General features: G+C 44.2%; 23 protein-coding genes. 10 read left to right on the top strand and 13 right to left on the bottom strand.

Features of this window, described 5'->3' with window-relative positions; all coding sequences use genetic code 11:
• The first annotated feature begins 230 nt into the window (after positions 1 to 230).
• Positions 231 to 1,202: an asparaginase gene (locus LOR49_RS12555; RefSeq protein ID WP_240377083.1), complete on the top strand. Its 972-nt coding sequence runs from the start codon at positions 231 to 233 to the stop codon at positions 1,200 to 1,202.
• On the opposite strand, the gene LOR49_RS12550 is transcribed toward LOR49_RS12555, so the two are convergent.
• From LOR49_RS12550 to yhfH, 5 genes are all read right to left on the bottom strand, one after another.
• Complete coding sequence (locus LOR49_RS12550; RefSeq protein ID WP_240377082.1) at positions 1,199 to 2,179, bottom strand: YpdA family putative bacillithiol disulfide reductase; 981 nt, start codon at positions 2,177 to 2,179, stop codon at positions 1,199 to 1,201. The two genes, LOR49_RS12555 and LOR49_RS12550, sit on opposite strands and share 4 nt — an antisense overlap.
• A gap of 42 nt (positions 2,180 to 2,221) precedes the next feature.
• The gene (locus LOR49_RS12545) at positions 2,222 to 3,466 is read right to left on the bottom strand and encodes a Glu/Leu/Phe/Val family dehydrogenase (protein WP_240377176.1); all 1,245 of its coding nucleotides are present in this window, start codon (positions 3,464 to 3,466) and stop codon (positions 2,222 to 2,224) included.
• 128 nt (positions 3,467 to 3,594) lie between these two features.
• Positions 3,595 to 4,149, bottom strand: a complete 555-nt coding sequence (locus tag LOR49_RS12540; RefSeq protein ID WP_240377081.1) for a hypothetical protein — start codon at positions 4,147 to 4,149, stop codon at positions 3,595 to 3,597.
• Positions 4,150 to 5,027: 878 nt separating this feature from the next.
• Positions 5,028 to 5,780 (bottom strand): metallophosphoesterase, encoded by a 753-nt coding sequence (locus LOR49_RS12535; protein ID WP_240377080.1) that lies wholly within the window; start codon positions 5,778 to 5,780, stop codon positions 5,028 to 5,030.
• Positions 5,781 to 5,893: 113 nt separating this feature from the next.
• Positions 5,894 to 6,025, bottom strand: a complete 132-nt coding sequence (yhfH, locus tag LOR49_RS12530; protein ID WP_240377079.1) for a protein YhfH — start codon at positions 6,023 to 6,025, stop codon at positions 5,894 to 5,896.
• A gap of 365 nt (positions 6,026 to 6,390) precedes the next feature.
• Here yhfH and LOR49_RS12525 point away from each other — a divergent pair, with 365 nt between their 5' ends.
• Complete coding sequence (locus LOR49_RS12525) at positions 6,391 to 6,657, top strand: hypothetical protein (protein ID WP_240377078.1); 267 nt, start codon at positions 6,391 to 6,393, stop codon at positions 6,655 to 6,657.
• On the opposite strand, the gene LOR49_RS12520 is transcribed toward LOR49_RS12525, so the two are convergent.
• The 3 genes from LOR49_RS12520 to LOR49_RS12510 are packed head-to-tail and all read right to left on the bottom strand — an operon-like array spanning position 6,623 to position 9,470.
• A complete protein-coding gene (locus tag LOR49_RS12520; RefSeq protein ID WP_240377077.1) occupies positions 6,623 to 6,883 on the bottom strand; it encodes a DotU family type IV/VI secretion system protein in 261 nt (86 codons plus the stop codon). The two genes, LOR49_RS12525 and LOR49_RS12520, sit on opposite strands and share 35 nt — an antisense overlap.
• Positions 6,884 to 6,925: 42 nt before the next feature.
• The gene (locus LOR49_RS12515) at positions 6,926 to 8,419 is read right to left on the bottom strand and encodes a RecQ family ATP-dependent DNA helicase (RefSeq protein ID WP_240377076.1); all 1,494 of its coding nucleotides are present in this window, start codon (positions 8,417 to 8,419) and stop codon (positions 6,926 to 6,928) included.
• Positions 8,406 to 9,470, bottom strand: a complete 1,065-nt coding sequence (locus LOR49_RS12510) for a YpbB family protein (protein ID WP_240377075.1) — start codon at positions 9,468 to 9,470, stop codon at positions 8,406 to 8,408. The genes LOR49_RS12515 and LOR49_RS12510 overlap by 14 nt, the downstream gene beginning before the upstream one ends.
• 167 nt (positions 9,471 to 9,637) lie before the next feature.
• On the opposite strand from LOR49_RS12510, the gene LOR49_RS12505 reads away from it, so the two are divergent.
• From LOR49_RS12505 to LOR49_RS12470, 8 genes are all read left to right on the top strand, one after another.
• Entirely contained in the window at positions 9,638 to 9,886 is a 249-nt protein-coding gene (locus LOR49_RS12505) for a ferredoxin (protein WP_240377074.1), read from the top strand.
• A gap of 187 nt (positions 9,887 to 10,073) precedes the next feature.
• Positions 10,074 to 10,943, top strand: coding sequence for an MBL fold metallo-hydrolase (locus LOR49_RS12500; protein WP_240377073.1), 870 nt, complete (start codon positions 10,074 to 10,076; stop codon positions 10,941 to 10,943).
• Positions 10,944 to 11,115: 172 nt separating this feature from the next.
• The gene (locus LOR49_RS12495; protein ID WP_240377072.1) at positions 11,116 to 12,213 is read left to right on the top strand and encodes an AbrB family transcriptional regulator; all 1,098 of its coding nucleotides are present in this window, start codon (positions 11,116 to 11,118) and stop codon (positions 12,211 to 12,213) included.
• Positions 12,214 to 13,071: 858 nt separating this feature from the next.
• Positions 13,072 to 13,536, top strand: coding sequence for a MarR family winged helix-turn-helix transcriptional regulator (locus LOR49_RS12490; protein ID WP_240377071.1), 465 nt, complete (start codon positions 13,072 to 13,074; stop codon positions 13,534 to 13,536).
• The gene (locus LOR49_RS12485; protein ID WP_240377070.1) at positions 13,536 to 15,260 is read left to right on the top strand and encodes an ABC transporter ATP-binding protein; all 1,725 of its coding nucleotides are present in this window, start codon (positions 13,536 to 13,538) and stop codon (positions 15,258 to 15,260) included. The genes LOR49_RS12490 and LOR49_RS12485 overlap by 1 nt, the downstream gene beginning before the upstream one ends.
• On the top strand, positions 15,257 to 17,101 hold the full coding sequence (locus tag LOR49_RS12480; RefSeq protein ID WP_240377069.1) for an ABC transporter ATP-binding protein: 1,845 nt from the start codon (positions 15,257 to 15,259) through the stop codon (positions 17,099 to 17,101). The genes LOR49_RS12485 and LOR49_RS12480 overlap by 4 nt, the downstream gene beginning before the upstream one ends.
• Positions 17,102 to 17,315: 214 nt before the next feature.
• On the top strand, positions 17,316 to 17,636 hold the full coding sequence (locus LOR49_RS12475) for a hypothetical protein (RefSeq protein ID WP_240377068.1): 321 nt from the start codon (positions 17,316 to 17,318) through the stop codon (positions 17,634 to 17,636).
• Positions 17,637 to 17,866: 230 nt separating this feature from the next.
• Positions 17,867 to 18,352, top strand: coding sequence for a hypothetical protein (locus LOR49_RS12470; RefSeq protein WP_240377067.1), 486 nt, complete (start codon positions 17,867 to 17,869; stop codon positions 18,350 to 18,352).
• Positions 18,353 to 18,518: 166 nt separating this feature from the next.
• Here LOR49_RS12470 and LOR49_RS12465 read toward each other — a convergent pair whose 3' ends face one another.
• Genes LOR49_RS12465 through LOR49_RS12445 form a run of 5 tightly spaced genes read right to left on the bottom strand, consistent with a single transcriptional unit; the run spans position 18,519 to position 22,689 of the window.
• Positions 18,519 to 19,778 (bottom strand): ABC transporter permease, encoded by a 1,260-nt coding sequence (locus tag LOR49_RS12465; RefSeq protein ID WP_240377066.1) that lies wholly within the window; start codon positions 19,776 to 19,778, stop codon positions 18,519 to 18,521.
• Complete coding sequence (locus LOR49_RS12460) at positions 19,771 to 20,673, bottom strand: ABC transporter ATP-binding protein (protein ID WP_240377065.1); 903 nt, start codon at positions 20,671 to 20,673, stop codon at positions 19,771 to 19,773. Before LOR49_RS12460 ends, LOR49_RS12465 begins: the two co-directional genes overlap by 8 nt.
• Entirely contained in the window at positions 20,670 to 21,578 is a 909-nt protein-coding gene (locus LOR49_RS12455) for an ATP-binding cassette domain-containing protein (RefSeq protein ID WP_240377064.1), read from the bottom strand. Before LOR49_RS12455 ends, LOR49_RS12460 begins: the two co-directional genes overlap by 4 nt.
• Positions 21,575 to 21,958, bottom strand: coding sequence for a GntR family transcriptional regulator (locus tag LOR49_RS12450; protein ID WP_240377063.1), 384 nt, complete (start codon positions 21,956 to 21,958; stop codon positions 21,575 to 21,577). The genes LOR49_RS12455 and LOR49_RS12450 overlap by 4 nt, the downstream gene beginning before the upstream one ends.
• Complete coding sequence (locus LOR49_RS12445) at positions 21,955 to 22,689, bottom strand: hypothetical protein (protein ID WP_240377062.1); 735 nt, start codon at positions 22,687 to 22,689, stop codon at positions 21,955 to 21,957. Before LOR49_RS12445 ends, LOR49_RS12450 begins: the two co-directional genes overlap by 4 nt.
• Positions 22,690 to 22,846: the final 157 nt, after the last annotated feature.

Below are 22,846 nucleotides of genomic sequence, written 5' to 3'. Positions count from 1 at the left end.
GTTCGATAGCATTTTCGAATTGTTCGTATTTAACAACTGTACTTGAATTATGAAATTGATTCGGGTGATTAATAATAGCAAACAAAAAGAGCCTTGTAAATTATTCACTACGAGTACAGAGGACGGATGAGCTGTGAACGTGTGCGAGCATGGAAATACGACTGGATTGTTTCCTATTTTCGCGGCAAGCTATTATGATGGAGAGGAAAAACAGGAAAGGACGGATACACATGAAAAAAATTATTGTCATTCATACCGGTGGAACGATTGCAATGAAAGAAGACAAACGCACAGGAACTGTTTCCCAGCACACAGACAGTCCGCTTCATGAGTGGAACGGTCATTTGCCTGAAGCGGAAATTAAAGTCAACCATTTTGCAAACGTCCCTTCCCCGCACATGACACCGGCCCGTATGTTTGAATTGTATACCCACCTCACAACAATGATAAAAACAGAGAACGCGGACGGCGTCGTCATCACGCACGGCACGGATACATTGGAGGAGACGGCATACATTCTCGATCTTTTACATACACAAAAGACGCCCGTCATCCTAACAGGCGCCATGCATTCGAGTAATGAGGAGCTTGCGGACGGTCCTCATAATTATCATTCCGCCTTACGCACGGCACTCTCTGATCATGCATCCGGGATGGGCGTCCTCGTTGTCATGAATGAGGAGATACATGCCGCCCGCCACGTCGTGAAAACGGATGCAGCGAATATTGCCGCTTTTAAAAGTCCTGCTTTTGGCCCCGTCGGAAGCATCACCAGGCAGGAGGTTATGTTTCACTGCCGGCTTCCTGAAAGGGCGCATGTTACCGTTTCGTCTCTCACTAAAAAAGTACCGCTCGTGAAAACGTATGCCGGCATGGAAGCGTCTATGTTCTCTTCCCTAATCGCACAGTCTATAGATGGTGTCGTTATCGAAGCAATGGGAATCGGGAATGTACCTCCTGCGATTGTGCCTGCTCTCGACTCCTTGCTTGAAAACGGCATACCTGTTGTCCTGACGTCCAGATGTATAAGCGGTTACGTCCAGCCAGTCTATGATTACGAAGGCGGAGGGCGTAAATTGCAGGAGGCCGGCGTCATCTTCGCGAAAGGACTGAGTGGACCGAAAGCACGCTTACACTTACTAGCAGCTTTAGAGGCTTTCACAAGCACAGCGGAATTGCGACAGTTCTTTGAGGAGCTTTAACAGCGGGCAGCTATCGCATCCGCAATTTGCTCGCCGTGGAAGCGGCCGTTTTCGATAAAAATTTCATTCGCTTCGTTTCCAGCAGCAATAACGCCGGCGATGAATAGGCCTTCTACATTCGACTCCATCGTCTCTTTGTTAAAAAACGGCCTCCCTGTTTCTTCTTCCACTTGGACCCCTACCCGTTGCAGAAGCGAGTGATCGGGATGGTAGCCGGTCATCGCAAAAACAAAATCGGCTTTCACCTCTCGGAGCTTTCCCTGATGCTGGTAGTGGACGCGCTCCGGAGTGATTTTAGTCACCTCGGCCCCGTACCTCATCGTAACGAGCTCACGGCGGACGAGAGAATGAAAATTAGGCAAAATCCACGGTTTCACTGCGTTGGAAAACTCATGCCCCCGGTACAACACCGTCACCTCAGCCCCCGCCTGTTCCAAGGCCAGGGCCGCATCCACCGCCGAGTTTTTTCCGCCGATGATCGTGACCTTCTTTTGAAAAAACGGATGGCTTTCTTTAAAATAATGAAAAACATGGGGAAGGTTTTCCCCTTCCACCCCGAGATAATTAGGATTGTCGTAATACCCTGTAGCCATCACGATAAAACATGCTGTGTATTCTTTTTCCTCGCCATGCATCGTTTTCGAACAAAGGAGGAAATCGTTCTCTCTCTTCGTTACACCGGTCACTTCTTCATACGCATGAATTCTCAACTTACTTCTTTCCGCCGTTTTCCGGTAATAAACAAGTGCTTCGTGTCGCTTCGGCTTTCTTTCAATGGAAGGAAACGGAATACCGCCGATTTCCAGCTTTTCACTTGAACTGAAAAAGGTTTGATGCGCAGGATACCGATAAATCGTGTGTACGACATTCCCTTTTTCAATAATGAGCGGGTCATATCCCTTTTCTTGCAGAGCTAGTCCAGCAGCAAGCCCACACGGACCTGCTCCAATGATAATCACAGTTTCTTTTCCTGACATCGAAGCTTTCCCCTTTTCCACAATCATTCCATCTAGTAGGTGCTAAATCCATCCGCGCAGACGAGAAGCTTCGGCCATCTTGCGAACTCCGATCATATAAGCGGCTAACCGCATATCTATTTTTCTCCTGCTGGATAGATCATAAATATTAGTGAATGCGTCCCCAATCACTTCTTCAAGTTTCTTTTCTATCTCTTCTTCGTCCCAGTAGTAACCTTGATTGTTCTGTACCCATTCAAAATAGGAAACAATGACTCCCCCTGTGCTAGCCAGTACATCCGGCACGAGTAGAATCCCTTTTTCAAACAAACGCTCTGTCGCTGTTAAGGACGTGGAGCCACTGGCTGCTTCCACGACTACAGACGCTTTGATGTCGTCCACATTTTGTTCCGTAATTTGGTTTTCGATCGCAGCCGGCACGAGTATATCACAATCAACTTCGAGTATCTCCTGATTGGAGAGGCGATTTTTAAAAAGGTTCGTCACCGACCCAAAAGAGTCCCGGCGGTCGAGAAGATAATCAATGTCAAGACCGTCATGATCATATAAAGCACCTTGGGCATCCGCAATCCCTACCACCTTAGCACCTGCATCAAACATGTGCTTCGCCAGATAACTGCCGGCATTTCCAAACCCTTGAATGGCGATGCGGGTCTCTCTTATATCCAAGCCTTGTTTGGCCGCGGCCTTCTCTATACAGATCGCTACTCCTTTAGCTGTCGCAAATTCGCGCCCGTGGGAACCGCCGAGCGGGAGGGGCTTTCCTGTTATGAAGCGCGGGGAATCGAATTCCCGCATCTTACTGTATTCATCAAGCATCCAAGCCATAATTTGCGAATTCGTAAAGATCTCCGGTGCCGGGATATCTTTAGACGGACCGATGAGTTGCCCGATCGCCCGAATATACCCGCGACTCAGCCGCTCCAGTTCTTGAAACGACATTTTTCGCGGATCACACACAATGCCGCCTTTGCTGCCTCCATATGGGAGGTTAATAATTCCTGTTTTCAAAGACATCCAGATGGAAAGTGCTTTTATTTCTCGTTCGGACACATTTGGATGAAAGCGGATCCCGCCTTTTGTCGGGCCAACAGCATCGTTATGCTGCGCCCGATACCCTGTAAATATTTCAGTAGAGCCATCGTCCATTTTCACCGGAATCCGTACAGTAAGCATCCGCAGCGGTTCTTTCAGCAATTCAAAGACATCATCCGAATAACCTAATTTATCTAAAGCATTTTTGATAACGGTTTGGGTGGACTCAAGGATATCCATCGAGTCACTCATTCTCTCATCTCTCTCTGGCACTTCTATTCACCTCGGAATTCTCACTCTCTTGTTTCTGCTGTACATCTTCTACTATAAAGAAATCAAGCACTTTTTTCCACTGTACAGCTATAGAGGAGAAAAACGAGTCATAACTGCCGGGCTTTTAATGACGCTAACGCTTCATTTCCTACAAGTACGCTTCCTTTTTTGAGAACTAACCCGGCATTAATATAAGCCTTTTCTCCGTATTCCCCTAACAACGCCAGAAGTAAGCCATTATCACTATCCTGCTCGGCGAATTGTAAATAGTAAAACGGGGCCCATTTCACTAACGTACCGCCCTGGAAGTCATGCCGGTCGGCTAAATCCGCCAACGCAAACAAATCTTCTTTTTTCGAAAATCGATACAACAACCCTTTCTGATTCGGGGGACGAAGAGTTAATTTATTCCCATCTTCATCAAAAAAACGTATAACAAGCGACAACACGTCATCCGTTTCCGATTCGCTAATCTCCGCATCCAACTGCATCGTTGGTTTCATATTATAATGACGGGAAATGGTTTGTAAAAGCGATGTGAAAAACAGGTGAGCATCATGATCATCCACGACTCCGTTATACGGATCAACCCCGCTTTTTGATAATTCGGCATAACTGATGAGAACCTTCACACTATCCCCCGTCCATGTATACATTTCCATCTTCCCATCCTCCTGCTCCCCGCCGTATCAACAAATTCATTACGGCGAATATCGTTGCTACAGTGTATTCAGGAGAGAAGAAGAGGTGAGAAGTTTGAAGATAATCCACTGGGCAAAAACTAAAATGGTTCAGAGGACACAGCAGTCCAGCTAAGGCAAACACGGCAAAAATAGCGTGTTAACCATTTTAATGATGTTGTTATTTTTCCGTGACAGCATTTTCGAGACATCATGCACCACCAATGACGTCGCTATTTTGAACCGCGACGCTTTTGACGACTTCATACACACTCTATGACGTCGCTATCTGGCACCATGACGTTTTTAACGACTTCACACACCCTCATTGACGTCGCTATCTGGCACCATGACGTTTTTGACGACTTCATACACCATCTATGACGTCGCTATCTTGCACCATGACGTTTTTGACGACTTCATACACCATCTATGACGTCGCTATCTTGCACGATAACGCTTTTGACGACTTCATACACCCTCTATGACGTCGCTATCTTGCACCATGACGTTTTTGACGACCTCATACACCACCAATGATGTCACTATTTTGCATCATAACGCTTTTGACGACAGCATTCATCACCATTGAGGTCACTATCTGGACGTATGCCGTTTTTGGCGACCTCATACACCACCAATGACGTCACTATTTTGCACCATAACGCTTTTGACGACAGCATTCACTACCTATGACGGCGCTATCTGGACGTATGCCGGTTTTGGCGACCTTATACACCCTCATTGACGCCGCTATTTCACCGATTGCCACTTTTGGCGACGGCATTCATACTCTATGACGTCGCTATCTTGTCATTAGTGCTTTTTCGCGGCATCATGCACTTGACTTGAGGAAAAAGTTAGCGTTTCTTCAACGTTAGCAGGTGTGTCTCGGCTGGTGCGCCGAGCCGGAGTGGAAGTGTACTTGTTCCGTAGCCGTTGCTAATAAGTGTTCGAATGCCGCACCGCATTTTCCATCCTGCTTTTTCGCGAATCGCAAACGGCCCCAGCCGGATTTGGCCACCGTGCGTATGACCAGTCAAAGCTGTGTCAAATACGTCAGGACGCGTGAGTCTGTGTAGCGAAGCTGGATCATGGGTGACTAACAGCGCGACTTCTTTTTTACCCCTGTGCTTTGTTTTCGCTTCGTCGATTTTTAAATGTTGATCACCAAGCCCTGCGATTAAAAGAGAGTCCTGATTGATCTTCCATTCATAGATCTCGTTTTCAAGCGTGATGATATTTTCTTCTATAAGCAGGGAAGCAAGCCCTTTTTGTTGTTCTCGATCATTATTTCCCCAAACGAATATAACCGCAGCGACTTCACGAAGGCGCTGTAAATTTGTTTTTACCCTTTTCAACGAAACACCTGCCTCTAATAGATCTCCTCCGATAATCACTAAATCTGCTTCCCCTTTTATTCGCGAAATCAGCTGAATAGGAATCAGCCTCGTATGAATATCGGAAATAAAAAATACTTTTTTCCCTTCAAAACTGTCCGGCAGGTGATTGATCCAGGCCACTTCCTCTCTTATCCGGTTCCGATGAGCCTCCGCCCACATGTATATCCCAAAGAGAACCGTACCGCCAAGCAATGTTTTCATAAAGTTCATACGTTAAACAACCTTCCTCATTCATTAACAGCAACCCCTCTTATATTGTACAAAAAAGCAGACAAAAAAAAGAACGGTTTCCCGTTCTTCATTCATATTCGTAATATTTCAATTTATAGCTCTGTCTGTCTTAAACATTTATCACATTGGTTCATATATGATTCATGCTGTTCTTCCAATACATCTCCACAGTCCGTGCAGTGCTTCGGCGGCAAGTTCCTAAAGAATTCAGTTATTTTTTTCATTTTGAAAATCCCCTTTCGCTAACCTTTTCTATATTGTATTATAACAGTATTTAAATTGTCAACTTGTTTTACAACATTTTTTAAAATATTTTTTATGTTTTCTAAAAGTTCACTATAAAGGAACGAGTTATAGTAGACAAAAGGCGCCTGTGGAGTGGAAAGCATCTGGACTGGAGTGAAAAAAATCTCCCTTTCGAGCTGTACAGCTGAACTTTCGGGGTATTGGCAGAAAGGAAACTTTTGTCTGTTATACAATAAGGGACATAAGATCGAGAAGTGTGTGAACTTGCTTCCGAATAGTAGAAAGTTCATCGTTTACTAGGGTATAATGAGGGGTAGAAATACAAGATGAGAAGGTGACGATCATGGATTTCATCATTTTTCTAGTTGGGGCGGGCTTCTTTGCGGGCGGGTTTTTTCTGTTGCTGTTTTTATTGTGGAAAAAGAAAAGCATCGTAATTCCGTTTGTTTTGATGGGCGTCGGCGTTCTCATATGCTTCGTCGGGCTGATGCTGTCCTCCCCTTTAACGGATATGGAGCGGAATACGGCCCCATTGTATGAAAAGATTCATACAGAACAGTCTGCCTCATCCGCTGTTATATCCACCCAAACCAATAAAAAGCACCAATGATGGCCGTCAAAACTAATAAAAGGAACAGCACCAATAGAATGTGTGCTACTGGAATTTGGGAAGGCTTCTTTTTTACTTTCTTTTTCTTTTTTTGCTTATGCGCTTCACTTCGGGGCGGCAACGCTAAAATATCCGGATGCTGTTCTTCCCGAACGGCTGACGAATGCTGGTGAATGTGCCGGCGCAGCTGTTCCGCTTGGTCTTTTGGCCGTTTATCTTCTCTCATTACATACCTCCCACGGCTTATCAAAAAATGTTTGGAAACGGTTTACCCCTCTTGATGGAAAAGGAGCCGCAGCTGCTCTTCCCAGTTAAAAGGAATTCTTTTCCTGTCAGGGGTTGCTGGTGACGGCAAGGTTTCTGGAAGTCCGCAAACATCACAGCAACGTTGCGGTCGTTCACCGGTGCTCTCCTCAAAATAATGAAGCAGTTTTTCACGCCTGCACATGCTCTCGTTCCACAGCCACTCTTCCATTTTCCGTAACTTATTTAACTTCCACATGGTTCTGCGTTCTACAATTTCATTTATGTATGCTGCTGCCTCGAGCACATCCCTGTTTCCGCTCTCTTGATGCCACTCCTGCCAATAATGAACCAAAAAACGTGCATGCTGTTCTTCATATCCACCTATTTCGATTAATTTTTTCTCGGCAGCAAGCGCGCTATCTTCTGTGCTTATGAAACTGATTCCTTCTCGGACCTGCCGGGAATCGGGAAATTCCTGTTCAATAATCGAACGAGGAATAACGCCGTCTTTGTCACCGAGAAGCAGGATGGCACAGCTCTCAAGCCCGTCCCGACCCGCACGGCCGATTTCCTGCACATAGGACTCTAAATCTTTCGGATAATCAACATGAATGACGAATCGAACGTTCGGTTTATTTATGCCCATCCCGAAAGCATTTGTGCAGCATATGACGTCTATATCACCTGCTAAAAACTGCTGTTGTATTAAATTGCGGTCTTCTTGAGACATACCGCCGTGGTAGGCCGCTGCTGCCAAGTCCGTCTCTGACTCAATCAACCTTGCAGTCGTCTCCGTTTTTCGGCGGCTTGCGGTGTATACAATCCCCGGGATTGGCAGTCGACTTACTTCCTGCAACAGGCAGGCACGCTTTTCCGTCTCTAAACCGGCTTGTATTACTTCAAGTGAAATGTTCGCCCGATCCACAGAATGATAAAAAATCGCCGGATCTGATAGCTGCAGCCTTCGGATAATATCCCTCTGTACATCGGCAGTCGCTGTTGCCGTCAGGGCGAGACAAGGAGGTTGTCCCATTTCCTTGCGGACGCTCCCGATTTTCATATAATCCGTCCTGAACTCGTGCCCCCATTGGGAAATACAATGTGCTTCATCCACCGCAAGTAAGGAGATGTGGTGTCTTTTCAACTGTTTCATTACCATACTCTGCTGCAGGCTTTCCGGTGAAATGTATAAGATCTTAAGGGATTGTAAATGGTTCAGGATATAATGTTTCTCCTGGAATGTTAAAAAGCTATTATAAGCCGCGACCCGTTTTTGGCCTGCCTGCTTTAACTCGTGCACTTGATTTTCCATCAGCGACAACAGCGGGGAAACTACGACTGTCAACCCCGGCTGCACAAGCGCAGGCAGTTGATAGCACAGTGATTTCCCTGTCCCGGTTGGCAGGACGGTAACGACATCTTTTCCTGCTAAGACAGCTTCCATAATGTCGCGCTGTCCATCCTTGAACGACGTATATCCGAACCATTTCTGTAGATACCACTCAAGCTTGTCCATCTGTTCCTCCAAAGTATGCCAGCGTTAAACGGATTGAAAAATAATCAACACTTTTGTCTTCGAGCTTTTCTTTTAGCACCTTTAACCTGTACGTTGTCGAATTCTGAGCTGCGCGTATAATTGCCTGTTGTACTTTCTCCGGCACGTATAAAGAAATAGGAAAATGAGCTTCCTCGGAGGCAATTTCAACGACATGGTCTTCAATCGTGCTCTGTTTTAGATCTCTGATAGTCGCAATATCTGAGAGCGACATTCCTTGCGCTAAGTACTCTTGCGTTTTCCGCGCAGAATCAGTCAGTATTTTTTGTGAAAGCAAATCCGTACAAAATGTCCCTAAAAAAGGAAGATCGCTTCCGGCCTCAAGCAAGTAATGAAGAACGGCGTGAAAACGATAGTAAAGCTCATCCATATCATGCTGCTCTACATGCTGGGCGGCCTGCTGCAACGTGTATCCTGAGTGATTATGACCAGAAAGCCGGCAGGTAAAAAGAAGCGCGTCCTGCTCTGGCAGTTCTCGAAGCAGCATCACTAATTCTTCGTGCAACTTCTGTGCGATTGTTTTCTTTTTCGAAAGCTGACGCGGCCAATGCTGTTTTACCCACTGTTGAGTATCAAAGTCCCGGAACACTGGCAGAAAGGAACGTTTCGCAAGAGAAAAGGAAAGGCTTTGAATAAAAAGAGCCAATCGTTCCCAGAACCTGCCGGCAGCATGACTGTATTTCCAACCATTATAAAGCCGCGGCCACTTATAATCATGAAAATAACGCTCGATCTCTTTCTTTCCTTTGAGAGTTAAATAAGCACGCTCTTCTTCTTCACGATACATACCTGCTCTTTCCAGCATGTCGATGTCTTTCTGAAACGTTTCTTTATCCCAGTAAGGAAACATGCGGAAATATTCGGTCAAACGATACCACTTTATATCTTGGATCGTCTGGGATGTCTTTTTTCCAGTGAGGATATGAAACAAAGAGCTAGGCGTACGGTCTCCTTCTAAGGAACGCAGCACGAGAAGGAATATGTAATGACGAAACGTGAAGGATGCGATCATAATGGGCCTCCAAGTCCGGTAGTGTCGTAATGCACATGGGAAGGTTGCGATGCGAAGGTGTATGTATTGAAAAGTGTACCATGAAAGCATAAAATGTGGAATAGACTCTTGTCGAAAAGAATGGAACCGTGACATGTGTCCCGTGTTAGTTCCGGGAGGGAAAGTTCATGATAAAGTATACGATCGTTGATAAAGACACGTGCATCGCCTGCGGAGCCTGCGGGGCAGCCGCGCCCGATGTGTATGATTTTGATGAGGAAGGACTCGCACACGTGATCCTTGATGATAATACCGGCACCGGGGAAATACCTGCTGAATTGGAGGAGGACACCCTGGATGCCTTCGAAGGCTGCCCGACCGATTCGATTAAAGTACATGAAACACCGTTCGACGGTGATGCTTATAAACATGAATAGATTTAGTGAAAGGGTGTTTCATGTTGTGAATAACATGTCATGCCCTTTTTTCATTTAAATAAGACTGGTTATTGGGGCTCATTACTGATACATCACAAATATAGATAAATCGCACAAGAAAAAAGGTACATAATTTATTCGATACTCCTAATAATAAACACATCACAAAAAAAAGTGGTGAAATTCAATGGATGTCAATAGACATAATGATATGACAGATACAATGCAAGACCAATTTTTGCCAATGTTCTCTATTTCAAGTGGATTGGGACGCGAGGTACTTCCCGATCTTTACTGTTATACAAACCAAATTGTGAATGTGAGTTTCGTGGGAGACCCTGAAAAAACAAATGAATGGGTTATGATTGACACGGGTATGCCTGAATCCGCCAACCGTATTTCGGAGGCGGCAGAAGAACGGTTTGGTGAAAATAACAAACCAAAAGCAATCATCCTGACACACGGTCACTTTGACCATGTTGGTGGCGTGGTGGATTTGGTCGAAAAATGGGGAGTAAAAGTATATGCGCATGAAGCAGAACTGCCTTATTTAACTGGAAAACAAAGCTACCCTGAGCCTGACGGATCAGTGGAAGGCGGACTTGTAGCTAAAATGTCGCCAATGTTTCCGAATGAACCAATTGATTTAGGAAGCAACGTAGAAGCTCTCCCTTCTGATGGCAGTGTTCCTCATATGCCTGGTTGGCGATGGATCCACACACCAGGACATGCACCAGGGCATATATCCTTATTTAGAGACCAAGACCAGGCACTCATTGCGGGTGACGCCTTTATTACGGTGAAACAAGAATCGCTTTATAAGGTAACGACACAAGCAAAGGAAATCAATGGTCCACCAAGGTATTTAACGACTGATTGGGATGCAGCCAGAGAGTCCGTCGAAAAACTGGAAGCATTAAAACCAGCAGTTGCCACGACTGGACATGGGCATCCGATGTCTGGGAAAGAACTTTCAGATGGTTTGGAACGATTAATAAGGGAATTTGATAAGATAGCGATCCCAGATTATGGGCGTTTTGTGAATCGAATACACTAATAGGACTCATACAGAAAATATAAGGAAAGTGACTCAAAAAGTTATTCTTTTGAGTCACTTTCCTTTTTCTTAGGCTCTAAAAGAACCTCCATCTTTTGCAAGCTGATTTGTATTGACTTAGAATGAGAGAAAGATTTTGTTTTTACATAATAGAAACGGAGTTTGTCGCTGTATGAATAGACGAGCTTTTACACTGGGCCGAAACTATGTAGTTACAGGAGTAGCAAGTGGAGTCGGAGGATTACTTTTTATGCTCCTTCATATCCCGGTTCCTTGGCTGCTCGGGCCGATGGTCGCCATGGTCATCGGAACAAATATGTTTCCATATACCTTTAGATGGCACCCTTTCTTACGCAATATCGGCTTGGTTATTGTTGGTTACACAATCGGCCTTTCCATGACGGCACAAGCCTTACATGATATGGCTCTCCAGCTTCCGATCATGTTGCTGATGACACTCCTATTACTGCTCTTGTGTTCGATCATTGCTTTTGTCATCTCCAAAATATCCGATAGTGATTTCCATACATCGCTTCTGGCAAGTATTCCGGGTGGGCTTTCGCAGGTACTGCTTCTGGCAGAGGAAACGAAAGGGGTTAACTTAGCAGTAGTAACCATTACACAAATTATCCGTTTAATGCTAATTATTCTTTCTATGCCTTTACTCGTCCTGCTGCCATTTTTCAAAGGGACAAATCAGCCGCATACCAGCGAAATCATCTCTGAAACGACAACCGTCAGCTTGTTCCCTACAATCTTGTTGTTTATGGTCGCAGCCTTCCTTGCTATTCTTGTGTTGATTAAAATAAGATTCCCTACGGCTTTTTTGCTGGGACCGATAGTTGGAACGGTCCTCTTACAATTAGGGGGAATGAACGGGCCAGAATTACCTGACAGCCTCATTCACGCAGCACAGTTTTTGATCGGGACACACGTTGGATTAATGCTCCATCTTGCCCAACTACCCAACAAAATGCGCACGATCAGCCTCGCTTTTGCAAGTGGAATGTTGCTTGTAGCAGGTTCCATTCTATTAAGCTTCTTGTTGACAAGTCTCCAGCCATTAGACCATGCTACTGGATTGTTAAGCCTGGCCCCAGGAGGGATGGATCAAATGGGCGTTATCGCGCATGAGATACACGCAGACTTGTCGATCGTATCCGGGTATCAGCTGTTTCGGACATTATTTATCTTTTTTGCAATACCTCCCATCATCAAGTGGTTTTTTTATTGGGTAAATAACAAGCACAAAAAAGACAGCCAACCGTAGGCAATGACGCTGTTATTTTGACAATTCCCTATTTCCACCGCATCATACGCGGCCTATAAAGCCATTATTTTCACGTCCGCTCCTTTTCATGGCTTCATTGTGCCGGTATGATGTTTTTATTTTGATGCTTTTAGATTTCACGCCTCCATGCATCATCTATGATACCTCTATTTCGACAACCGCTCCTTTTCATGACTCCATTGGAGTTTATTGCAACCTCTCCTCGTTTCACAGCCCCCTCCTACTCCATTCCTTTTAAGGTCATCATTCTTGACACACAGCAATGTTGAGGAGTACGATGACATAGTTCATTTCAGAACAGTTTATTCACAAAACTTGTTTGAATATATTTCTCAAGTAGCTTCAATCAATTTCACAAGTGATTAGTTAGGTGAAAAAGATGAACATTCATCTAAAAAAGTTGTTTAAATATTTCTCCTGAAATCGTGACTACTACCTGTTGATTGCAACGGAAGGCGGCGACTCCAGCGTGCGTCGGCTAAAAGCGGTCACGTCCTGTGACCAACGCCGACACTAGAACGTCGTGTTCGTCGAAAGCAACAGTCCGAAGACCCCCACAGACCTGGCTGAAAGGAAGGCAACCTAACTGCCGCGACGTCCTGTCGCAACGGTTGCATGACCTACATCCTGTAGGCCCGAGGCTAAGGCGTTGCCCGCGGCAAAGAAGACACAGTGAGAGCAAGCGTAAGCGCAGTCTCGAACTGATGTCGCTCTTGTGCCTGTAGGTGAAAGCGTCCGCCTGCAGTGAAAATCAAAAGCACTACACTATTTTCAAATCATTCGTATTTACAGCTGTATTTGAATTATAAAATTGATTAAAAGAAAATTGGTGAAGAAATGAATGAGAACAATAAAACAGATCGTCGCTCATTAGAACTTATGCAATCGTTCTGGCAGATTGAAAAGTTAATAATGAAGCATATTAAACACACAGCCGCACAAAATAATCTGTCCGTTCCGCAGTTTATCATTCTGATTACGATGACCCATTACCATCAAATCGCCCAGAAAAAGCTACAGGAAAGAACAAGTTTTCCTAAAAGTACGCTAAGTCATGCCATTGATGGACTTGTTCAGAAGGGCTTGCTTCATCGGACTTACGCCAAGGACAATCGGCGGGAAATGGACCTATCCCTTAGTAACGCTGGAAAAGAACGATTAGACCGAATGAAAACACAGAAAGATAGTGTCCCCTATCGATTTCAGCAGGCGGCTGCCTCTTTTTCCGATGATACCTTTCGTGAATTACTTGCTATGCATGCTCAGATCGCTGCGTATGTTGATCAAGGGAGTGAAGAGTAATGCTACACATCCTGAAAAAATTATCTGTTTATAAATGGCTGGTCGTACTTATTTTTATATTGGTGTTTGCCCAAGCGATGGCGGATCTTTATTTACCTACTTTGATGGGTGACATCGTAGACAATGGAGTGGTAAAAGGGGACGTTGCCTATATTTGGAAAGTTGGCAGCCTTATGCTTCTTGTTGCAGCAGCAGGAGTTGGTGTGTCCATACTGGCAAGCTATTATTCCTCCAAAGTGGCTATGGGGCACGGCAGAGATATACGCCGAAGTGTCTTTCAACATGTCCAACAGTTTTCGCTGAAGGAATTTGACGAGATTGGTACAGCTTCCCTTATCACGAGAACAACCAATGACATTACACAGATCCAGCAAGTCATGATGATGATATTGCGCATGGTGATCACAGCACCCATTATGCTTGCAGGCGGAATCATGATGGCTGTCTCCAAAGACGCCAAACTCTCCCTCATCATTGTTGCTACTATGCCTTTTCTTCTAGGTTCTATCCTGTTTATTTTAAAGAAAGGGATGCCGCTCTTTAAAGCCGTACAGGAGCGACTCGATAAACTTAACCTGACTATGCGGGAGAATTTAACCGGAATCCGTGTCATTCGTGCCTTCACCCGCGAAAAAGAGGAAGCAAAAAGATTAAAAACGGCCAACACAAATTTGACAGATGTGTCCATTAAAGTGAATAAAATTATGGCCTTTATGATGCCAACGATGATGTTGGTAATGAATCTTACCATTGTGGCTGTGATCTGGTTTGGTGGTATCCGGATTGATCATGGCAACATGCAGATTGGTGATTTAATGGCGTTTATCCAGTATGTGATGCAGATCATGTTTGCGCTTGCGATGGCATCCATGTTGTTTGTCGTTATTCCTCGGGCAGCGGTTTCCGCCAACCGGATTAAAGAAGTGCTGGAACTGGAGCCTACGATTATCGATAACGGGTTGGAAAAAGCAGAAAAGGAAAAAGGGACATTGGAGTTTGACCATGTTACCTTCCATTATCCAGAAGCAGAAGAGCCGGCTTTAACCGATGTCCATTTTTATTCAAGGCCAGGTGAAGTCACTGCCATCATTGGTGGTACCGGGTCCGGAAAAACAACTCTTGTCAACCTTATTCCACGCTTTTTTGATGTTTCCAAAGGAGCGATACGGGTCAATGGAGTGGACATCCGCAATGTTCCCCAAGAAGAGGTCCGGGCGCACCTCGGTCTTGTTCCACAAAAAGCATTTCTTTTTTCCGGAACCATTGCCGATAACATTCGCTACGGAAAAGAAGATGCAACCATGGAGGACATTCAGCATGCGGCACGGATTGCCCAGGCCGATGATTTCATCCAAAACACCGAGCATGGGTACGAGTCTCTTATTGACCAAGGAGGCTCGAACCTCTCTGGTGGTCAGAAACAGCGTCTTGCCATTGCCCGGGCACTTGTCAGGAAGCCAGACGTCTATCTGTTTGACGACAGCTTTTCTGCACTGGATTATAAAACAGATGCTTCCCTCCGCCAGGCACTAAAAGAGGAAGTAACCCAAGCATCCATTGTTATTGTTGCCCAGCGCGTAAGCACTGTGATGGACGCTGACCGGATTATTGTCCTGGATGAAGGACACGTGGCTGGAGTGAGCACCCATGAACAATTACTGAAAGATAATGAAGTTTACCAGGAAATTGTAAAATCTCAGCTTGGAGAGGAGGAGACAGCATGAGTAAGCACCAGGATAAACAACAAGCACCACGCGGCCATGGGGGGTTGCAGGTTCAACAGCAAAAGCCCGAAGATTTTAAGGGAACCTTCCGCCGCCTCCTCGGTTATCTCGTCCCACGCCGAAAACGACTCATCACCGTCTTTTTTGCGGCAATTTTGGGCACGGCGTTTGCCATCCTCGCACCAAAAGTAATGGGTGACACGATTACCGTTATATTTGAAGGAGCCTATGCCAAACTGCAGGGAACACCCGGAGCGGCTATTAACTTTAACAAAGCAGCAGAACTGCTTTTGTTGCTTGGCGGTTTGTATGTTTTTAGCAGTATCTTTACGTTTATCCAACAGTATTTAATGGCGAGCGTCGCTCAGAAAACCGTCTTTGATATGCGCATGGATATTTTTAATAAACTCAAAAAACTACCCTTGACATATTACGATAACCATTCGCACGGGGATATTCTGAGCCGTGTCACGAACGATATCGATACGATTGGCAACACCTTGCAGCAAAGTATTACGCAGTTTATCAGGTCAGCCGTGACGATTGTTGGTATTATTATCATGATGGTAACCATCAGTCCATTGCTCACCTTGATTGCCCTTGTCAGCCTCCCGTTATCTGTGTTTGTCATTCGGCCGTTTCTAAAAAAGTCGCAGCGATATTTCGCTCGCCAGCAACATACCCTTGGTAATCTAAATGGCCACATTGAAGAAATGTACACAGGACATGAAGTCGTGAAAGCCTTTGGGCAGGAGAAACAAGCATTAGAAACGTTTAATCAAGTGAATGAAGAATTGTATGAAGCAGGACGCCGGGCGCAGTTTATATCCGGTCTTATTATGCCCGTTATGAAGTTTATCGAAAACGTAAGTTATGTGCTGATCAGTATCGTAGGCGGAATTCTCGTCACGCAGCGAACGATTTCCATTGGTGACATTCAAGCATTCCTGACTTATTCCAAACAATTTAACCAGCCTATCACCCAGACAGCCAACATCGCTAATATCATTCAGGCTACCATAGCAGCTGCCGAGCGGGTCTTTATCTTTCTTGATGAAAAAGAAGAAGTGCAGGAAGAAAGTTCCGCCAAACTTACAATAACAGAGGGTTCCGTTTCCTTTGAACAGGTTGATTTCGGCTATGGGGAGAAACTTCTGATGAAAGACCTGACCATTCATGCAAAACCCGGGGAAACCATCGCCATCGTTGGTCCAACCGGAGCAGGCAAAACAACCTTGATCAATCTGTTGTTACGGTTCTACGAGTTGAATGGCGGCAACATCACCATTGATGGTGTGGATATTACGGCCATGTCCCGCGAGGAATTACGGGAAAACCTCGGAATGGTCCTGCAGGATACTTGGTTGTTTCATGGCACTATTAAAGAAAACATTGCATACGGTAAAAATAATGCCACGGATAAGGAAATAGTGGCCGCCGCGAAAGCTGCAAGAGCTGATCACTTTATCCGGACATTACCGGATGGGTATGAAACGATCCTGAATGAAGAGGCATCTAATATTTCACAGGGACAGCGGCAGCTGATCACCATTGCAAGAGCTCTATTAGCTGATCCACCCATTATGATTCTGGATGAAGCGACTTCCAGTGTTGATACACGAACCGAAGTCTTCATTCAGGAAGCGATGAACAAAATGATGGAAGGGCGAACCAGTTTCGTTATCGCCCATCGCCTCTCCACTATTAAAGATGCTGATAACATACTCGTTATGGATCAAGGGGATGTCATAGAACAGGGAACCCATGAGGAATTACTGGAGAAAAAAGGTTTCTATGCTGATTTATATAACAGCCAGTTTGCTGATCCAAAAGCCGGGTAATTCTTTTAAAGAGTCTCGAACAATCATACTCCGAACGATTGAATACGCGAACACGGCCCCAGCCAGGTTAGCTGGGGCTCGTACTATTCCTCAAAAATGATGCAACGCCAAACGAAGCCAACCCCCATATAATCGATGCATCCATTCCCTAAGTATAGGAAGTGCACTTTTAATTAAGCTATAAATAAAGATAGATGCGAAAGGTTAGATCGGTATGATAAAAAATACCATACGGGTTTTAATTGTGTTAGGTACCATTGTTTCCGCTTTATTGCTCCCCAAAAAAGCATATAAGACATTTTTACCTGTCACCTTATTTTCTACAGCCTGCCAGCTTGCAGAAATATTGTATTTTTCCCTGCACAAACTTTGGAAAGTGAAGGGTGGTCCAGGTGTGTTAATGTGTAACGCATCCATTTTGGTGGTAGGGCCATACTTTTTTTCGAATTTATGGGCTTTTCATCTGACCAGGGAAAGTTTATCCAATACTTTTATGGCAACTGTTACTGTAGAAAAAATTGTCCGCATCCAGTGAAATCAAATTGTTCGTGTTTTAGCCACTAAATTCGAATTATTAAATTCATTCAAGCATTACAGAGGATCTCCACTCTCGCTGTACTTATACCATCCAACTGTCTTCCCCTAAACATCCCCTTCACATCCATAGTGAATTATTTATGACTACGGTAATCTTGAATACTGTCACCAACCAGGCTTAAATTACATAAAGTTCACTAAGAGCAACCACAGAAAGCAGGTGATGATATGATAGATTTCCGTTTTTTTTCAGGAATTGTTACGATGATCAGCGACTTAGGTCAGAACGAGAACGACACTGGATGCTATAAGATGTTCACCATAGAGAACGGAATGGGTGCTATCGTCCATTTCATCGTGTCTCCTACTACCTATTTCCTGGATCATGTGACGCTTGCAATCGGTGATCGTGTTACAGGGTATTATGACGGCAATGCGCCTACTATCATGATTTATCCTCCGCAATATCAAGCGCTTCTCATGGTGAAAGAACATCCACAGCAGCAAGTGAAAGTGGATTATTTTGATTCTCATTTGCTAAGCAGTGACGGGCAATTGCAGTTAAATTTAAATCCTGATACCTCCATTTTTCTGACTAATAACCAAATCTTTTCCCAAAACCCTGCAAACCACCACCTCATCGCCGTCTATGGACCGGCCACCAAAAGTATTCCCGCCTTAACAACGCCATATAAAGTGATTGTCTGGTGTTAGACCTTTCTAATAACGCCTGCCACTATTCTATATAGTTGCTCTTTTCTGGGTAACACTTTTTCACGACAACAAACCGACCCAATAGCGTCGTTATTCTCACCACAAAGTCAAAAGTGGGATTTACCCTCCCACTCTTGTTTTCTCATATACCTGTATGACTTATAAATTAGTTTTCTTTTTTCGACATCGTAAATGCTTGTTTTATTCCATTCTTGAATGAAAATTTACCGTACATGAGTACTCCACCTTTGTATATACGTGCGGCAAGGATATTGATGAGTATGGCACTAACTATTAATATCCCAATTACCAAAATAATTTCCCACGTCGGCACGTTTCCCATTCCAATACGAAGGAATAAAAGCTGCGGAGTGAAAAAGGGTATATAAGACAGGACTTGAACCAAAGTGCTGTCTGGTGTGTTTAATCCAAAGATAGAAATAAAAAAGGCGATCATAGCAAGAAAAATCAATGGCTGAATAGCCTGGTTAACTTCTTCTGCCCGGCTTACCAGAGCCCCCAGCATCGCAGCCATACCACCGTAGACAAAATATCCAAGCATAATAAAGACGAACGCGTATAACAACAAGGACACATCGATGGCTTCACCTAGAATGGACTGAAGTATATTGTCATCGCTGATCATAAATCCGATAATTCCAGCGACTACAAGAGCAGCTAGATTAATAAGGCCAACAATTCCAATTCCCACCAGCTTCCCAAACATTTGTACGATGGGGTTTACACTAGACACGATAAGCTCCATCACTCGTGAAGATTTCTCTGTTGCAACTTCGGTGGCAATCATCGATCCAAGTGAGATAACAATAAGGTAAATAACAAAAACAAGCCCATACACCATCCAATATGCTTGCATGTGTGTTTCCTCGGTTTGTACTTCTCCGTTCTCTGTAAGAGGTTGCTCACTGAAAGAAATAGGAAGATAAATTTTGGCGATTTCTTCTTCATTTAAATCAAGTTGATTTGTGACTACGGACTCTTTTATACGTTGAACATCCTGCTTTACCTCTTGCCCAACCGTATAATCAGTACTACTTCCGAAAAATTCAACTTCCAGATTAGTTGTCTCACCTTTCAGTGTTAATACAAAATCAAATTCTCCATCTTTTACTGCTTCCAAAGCTTCCGCTTGATTACCTTCCGTGTAGTTCTGATAATCAAATGTTCCTTCTTCATAGGACGCGAGCATTTCAGCTATCGTATCATCATTGGTTGTATTATCCACAACTGCAACGGTCGAAGGGCTTTCCCCAGACTGCTCATTATTGGAAAAAGCAGACATAATGTTGTTTGCATTTATAATCCCGATAATAATCAGCATCGTAATAACGGTGGACCATATAAAAGCTTTTGATTGCATTCGTTTGCTGGCTGTATGCATGACTGTGATCCAGAAATTATTCATTGGTGTCTCCTCCTGCATGATCGACAAATATATCGTGTAAAGATGGCTCTTCCACTTCAAATTTGCGAACGAAACCTTCTTCGGCAATCGCGTAAAAAAGATCCTCCGCCACTTTTTCCTTTTTTATTTGTACCGTCACACCATCCGCTGTTTGTTCCAAATTAGTGACCCCCTGAATCGACTCCAAAAATTGCAAATCATGATCCGAATGAATGACAACATTTTTCGTCCCATAGGATCGTTTAATGTCTCTTAAGTTCCCCTGAAGTACTGCCCTTCCGCGTTTTAACATAATAAGATCTTCGCACAGTTCTTCTACATTCCTCATCTGGTGACTGGAAAAAACAATGGTAGTGCCGGCTGCCTGAAGGTCCTGAACCGCATCTTTCAGCATGTCTGTATTTACTGGATCGAGACCGCTGAATGGTTCATCCAGAATTAAAAGTTCAGGCTGATGAAGTACACTAGCAATAAATTGAATTTTTTGCTGATTCCCTTTTGATAATTCTTCTATTTTTTTATTCTCATACTCTTCTACGGAAAATCTCGCTAACCATTCACGCATGGACTTGATGATTTCCTTTTTTTTCATCCCTTTCAGTCTCATCAAATAGAGCAATTGTTCTTCCACTGTGAGCTTCGGGTATAATCCTCTCTCCTCCGGAAGATAGCCAATTAAGTTTGTTCGTTTGTATGAAAGCGGACTCCCTTCCCAGGTCACAGAACCTTCTGTTGGGTCCAAGAGGCCCAAGATCATACGAAATGTCGTCGTTTTTCCCGCTCCATTAGCCCCGAGCATCCCAAACATACTACCTTTCTCTACCGTGAGACTGACGCCGTCCACAGCTTTATGTTTACCGAATTGTTTTTTTACATGGTCAATCATTAATGTCATCCTCGTATATTCTCCTTTCCTATGTCTTCCGTATGTCCCTCGTCATTGAGCATGAGCGGAAGAGATTCGTGCAGGGGTAAAGTGGTTCGTTTCACCACATTTACTCCCTTGTTTTCTAGCCATTTCTCTGTTTCCGGAGCATGACTCGTAACCAATTGCAACGCAGGCTCTCTTTGCACATCTCTCACTCCCGGAGCATTCTCCATGCCTTCTATTGGTTTTTCTACCCAGACTCGTTTCCATCGCTCTCCAAGCATATCTTTTTCCATTGGAGCGGAAGCTTTTCCCTGTTTCATAAGCACAATGAAATCAGCGAGACGCTGCACTTCGTCGGCGACATGGGTGGCAAAAACAATACAACAGTCAGGATCTTCCTCCATTTTGGATAGAAGTATTTTCTGTAGCTGTGTCTGTCCTTCTATATCCAACCCTGCGAATGGTTCATCGAGCAGAAGCAGTGACGTATCACGACTAAGTTGTAAGGCAATAACCGCTTTCCGCTGCATTCCAATGGAGAGATGTTGCATTCTTTTTTTCATTGGAAGGTTGAACTGCTGGATGTACGTTTGAAAACGATCTTCTTGCCATGTTGCATCATGAGCGGCATGAAAATTCCGTAACTGCTGTAAACGAAAGGGCAGCATTTCCGGAAAAGACTGCGGTACATAACTAAAAGAAGCTTTCCCTTCCATATCATGATTATTATGCCCGAGAATTTTTGCTTCTCCTTCTCCAGGATAATCTCCGCTTAACGCTTGAAAAAGTGTCGTCTTCCCTGCACCGTTATTACCGACCACTGCTGTAATCGTGCCAGCTGGGAATTTGACATTTACCGGGCCGAGGGTGAAATCATTGTCGACCTTTCTAACAATATTTTTGCACGTGAGCGTATACATATCATTCATTTCCTCTCTTTCAAAATGGCTTTAAATAATCGTTCGATCTCCGTATCGGCATATTCATGCTGGCGAGCAATTTTAACTGCTTGTCGCAGGGCATCCAGCACCGCTTTTTCTTTTAATTGAGACCGCTTCTCTTGATCTACCTTTTGCACATAGGTTCCCTTCCCACGGTATGTCTTAATATAGTCTTGCAGCTCCAAGTTTTGATACGCCCGCCGTGTCGTAATAACGCTGCAACCCAATTCACTAGCAAGTGTTCGTATCGACGGGAGCGCCGTATCCGCCGGCAAATACCCGGATACAATGAGGGCTTTTAATTGTTCTTCAATTTGATGGTATATGGGTTCTTGACGGTCTTGGCTTATTTCAATCGGCAGTGTCATGCCATCTTCCCCTTCCGATTGATTCGTTTATCACCCAAGAAAAGAACGGTAATGAAAGTGACAATGCCGATCAAAATAGCAATACCGAAACTAAGGAAGGGAAATTTCTCCGCCAAATAAACAGAAAACATCATAAACGTATCATCAAACGGTATGAACCAAACCCAGACCACCAAATAGAACAGCACCAAGAGGAGAATATATAAATAAGCCTGACCGTATAAGTGAATACGTTTTTGATAACGCACGCCAATCTCATCCAGTGCTGTTGATGTGGATATAAAAGCAATAGAAGCCCAGAGAGCAAGAAAGCTGTAGAAGGATGCATCGGAAAACGAAAAAGGTAGTATAGGTTGAAAAATTTCCATGAGACATATCCCAATGACGACAATCACCGGTGCCTGAACACCCTTCACCAGAACCCTGCTGCGAAATAATTGCTTTTCGGAGATAGGCAGGCGCCTTGCGTAGGAATAGAAAGGACTCGACCACGTCGATGGTGGTAATTCCATTAGCATAAAGCCTTTCTCATGTACCATTCCTATCCAGATCGTGGTCGTCAATAAAAAACCAAAATCAAGAAATCCTTTAACAATATTGATCCCTGCCTCAGCACTCGTCAGTAAATAAAATACAAGAGCACATAATATACAAGCTGTAAGCCCGTTAAAAACCACGCGTACATCCACTTGCCTCCACTCAAACAGCGCTAATCGAACAATCTCTCTCATCGTAAGCAACCCCTAACAGTGATAATGTGTGTATATCAATATACACAGTATAACACTTTATATATAAACATCAATCATTTTTTGAAACAAAAAACACGCCCAGCTGGACGTGTATCAGAAAGCCTCCTTTTTCGGAGATACCTTATTGAAAATATAG

Origin of the sequence: Bacillus piscicola (genome assembly GCF_022458745.1) — a bacterium.
Lineage (GTDB): Bacteria > Bacillota > Bacilli > Bacillales > Marinococcaceae > Alteribacillus_A > Alteribacillus_A piscicola.
This window is presented reverse-complemented; position numbering and strand designations above follow the sequence as displayed.

Coding starts and splice junctions, on each gene's coding strand:
- LOR49_RS12555 (WP_240377083.1), top strand. CDS start 231: ATGAAAAAAATTATTGTCATTCATACCGGTGGAACGATTGCAATGAAA.
- LOR49_RS12550 (WP_240377082.1), bottom strand. CDS start 2,179: ATGTCAGGAAAAGAAACTGTGATTATCATTGGAGCAGGTCCGTGTGGG.
- LOR49_RS12545 (WP_240377176.1), bottom strand. CDS start 3,466: ATGAGTGACTCGATGGATATCCTTGAGTCCACCCAAACCGTTATCAAA.
- LOR49_RS12540 (WP_240377081.1), bottom strand. CDS start 4,149: ATGGAAATGTATACATGGACGGGGGATAGTGTGAAGGTTCTCATCAGT.
- LOR49_RS12535 (WP_240377080.1), bottom strand. CDS start 5,780: ATGAACTTTATGAAAACATTGCTTGGCGGTACGGTTCTCTTTGGGATA.
- yhfH (WP_240377079.1), bottom strand. CDS start 6,025: ATGAAAAAAATAACTGAATTCTTTAGGAACTTGCCGCCGAAGCACTGC.
- LOR49_RS12525 (WP_240377078.1), top strand. CDS start 6,391: ATGGATTTCATCATTTTTCTAGTTGGGGCGGGCTTCTTTGCGGGCGGG.
- LOR49_RS12520 (WP_240377077.1), bottom strand. CDS start 6,883: ATGAGAGAAGATAAACGGCCAAAAGACCAAGCGGAACAGCTGCGCCGG.
- LOR49_RS12515 (WP_240377076.1), bottom strand. CDS start 8,419: ATGGACAAGCTTGAGTGGTATCTACAGAAATGGTTCGGATATACGTCG.
- LOR49_RS12510 (WP_240377075.1), bottom strand. CDS start 9,470: ATGATCGCATCCTTCACGTTTCGTCATTACATATTCCTTCTCGTGCTG.
- LOR49_RS12505 (WP_240377074.1), top strand. CDS start 9,638: ATGATAAAGTATACGATCGTTGATAAAGACACGTGCATCGCCTGCGGA.
- LOR49_RS12500 (WP_240377073.1), top strand. CDS start 10,074: ATGGATGTCAATAGACATAATGATATGACAGATACAATGCAAGACCAA.
- LOR49_RS12495 (WP_240377072.1), top strand. CDS start 11,116: ATGAATAGACGAGCTTTTACACTGGGCCGAAACTATGTAGTTACAGGA.
- LOR49_RS12490 (WP_240377071.1), top strand. CDS start 13,072: ATGAATGAGAACAATAAAACAGATCGTCGCTCATTAGAACTTATGCAA.
- LOR49_RS12485 (WP_240377070.1), top strand. CDS start 13,536: ATGCTACACATCCTGAAAAAATTATCTGTTTATAAATGGCTGGTCGTA.
- LOR49_RS12480 (WP_240377069.1), top strand. CDS start 15,257: ATGAGTAAGCACCAGGATAAACAACAAGCACCACGCGGCCATGGGGGG.
- LOR49_RS12475 (WP_240377068.1), top strand. CDS start 17,316: ATGATAAAAAATACCATACGGGTTTTAATTGTGTTAGGTACCATTGTT.
- LOR49_RS12470 (WP_240377067.1), top strand. CDS start 17,867: ATGATAGATTTCCGTTTTTTTTCAGGAATTGTTACGATGATCAGCGAC.
- LOR49_RS12465 (WP_240377066.1), bottom strand. CDS start 19,778: ATGAATAATTTCTGGATCACAGTCATGCATACAGCCAGCAAACGAATG.
- LOR49_RS12460 (WP_240377065.1), bottom strand. CDS start 20,673: ATGACATTAATGATTGACCATGTAAAAAAACAATTCGGTAAACATAAA.
- LOR49_RS12455 (WP_240377064.1), bottom strand. CDS start 21,578: ATGAATGATATGTATACGCTCACGTGCAAAAATATTGTTAGAAAGGTC.
- LOR49_RS12450 (WP_240377063.1), bottom strand. CDS start 21,958: ATGACACTGCCGATTGAAATAAGCCAAGACCGTCAAGAACCCATATAC.
- LOR49_RS12445 (WP_240377062.1), bottom strand. CDS start 22,689: ATGAGAGAGATTGTTCGATTAGCGCTGTTTGAGTGGAGGCAAGTGGAT.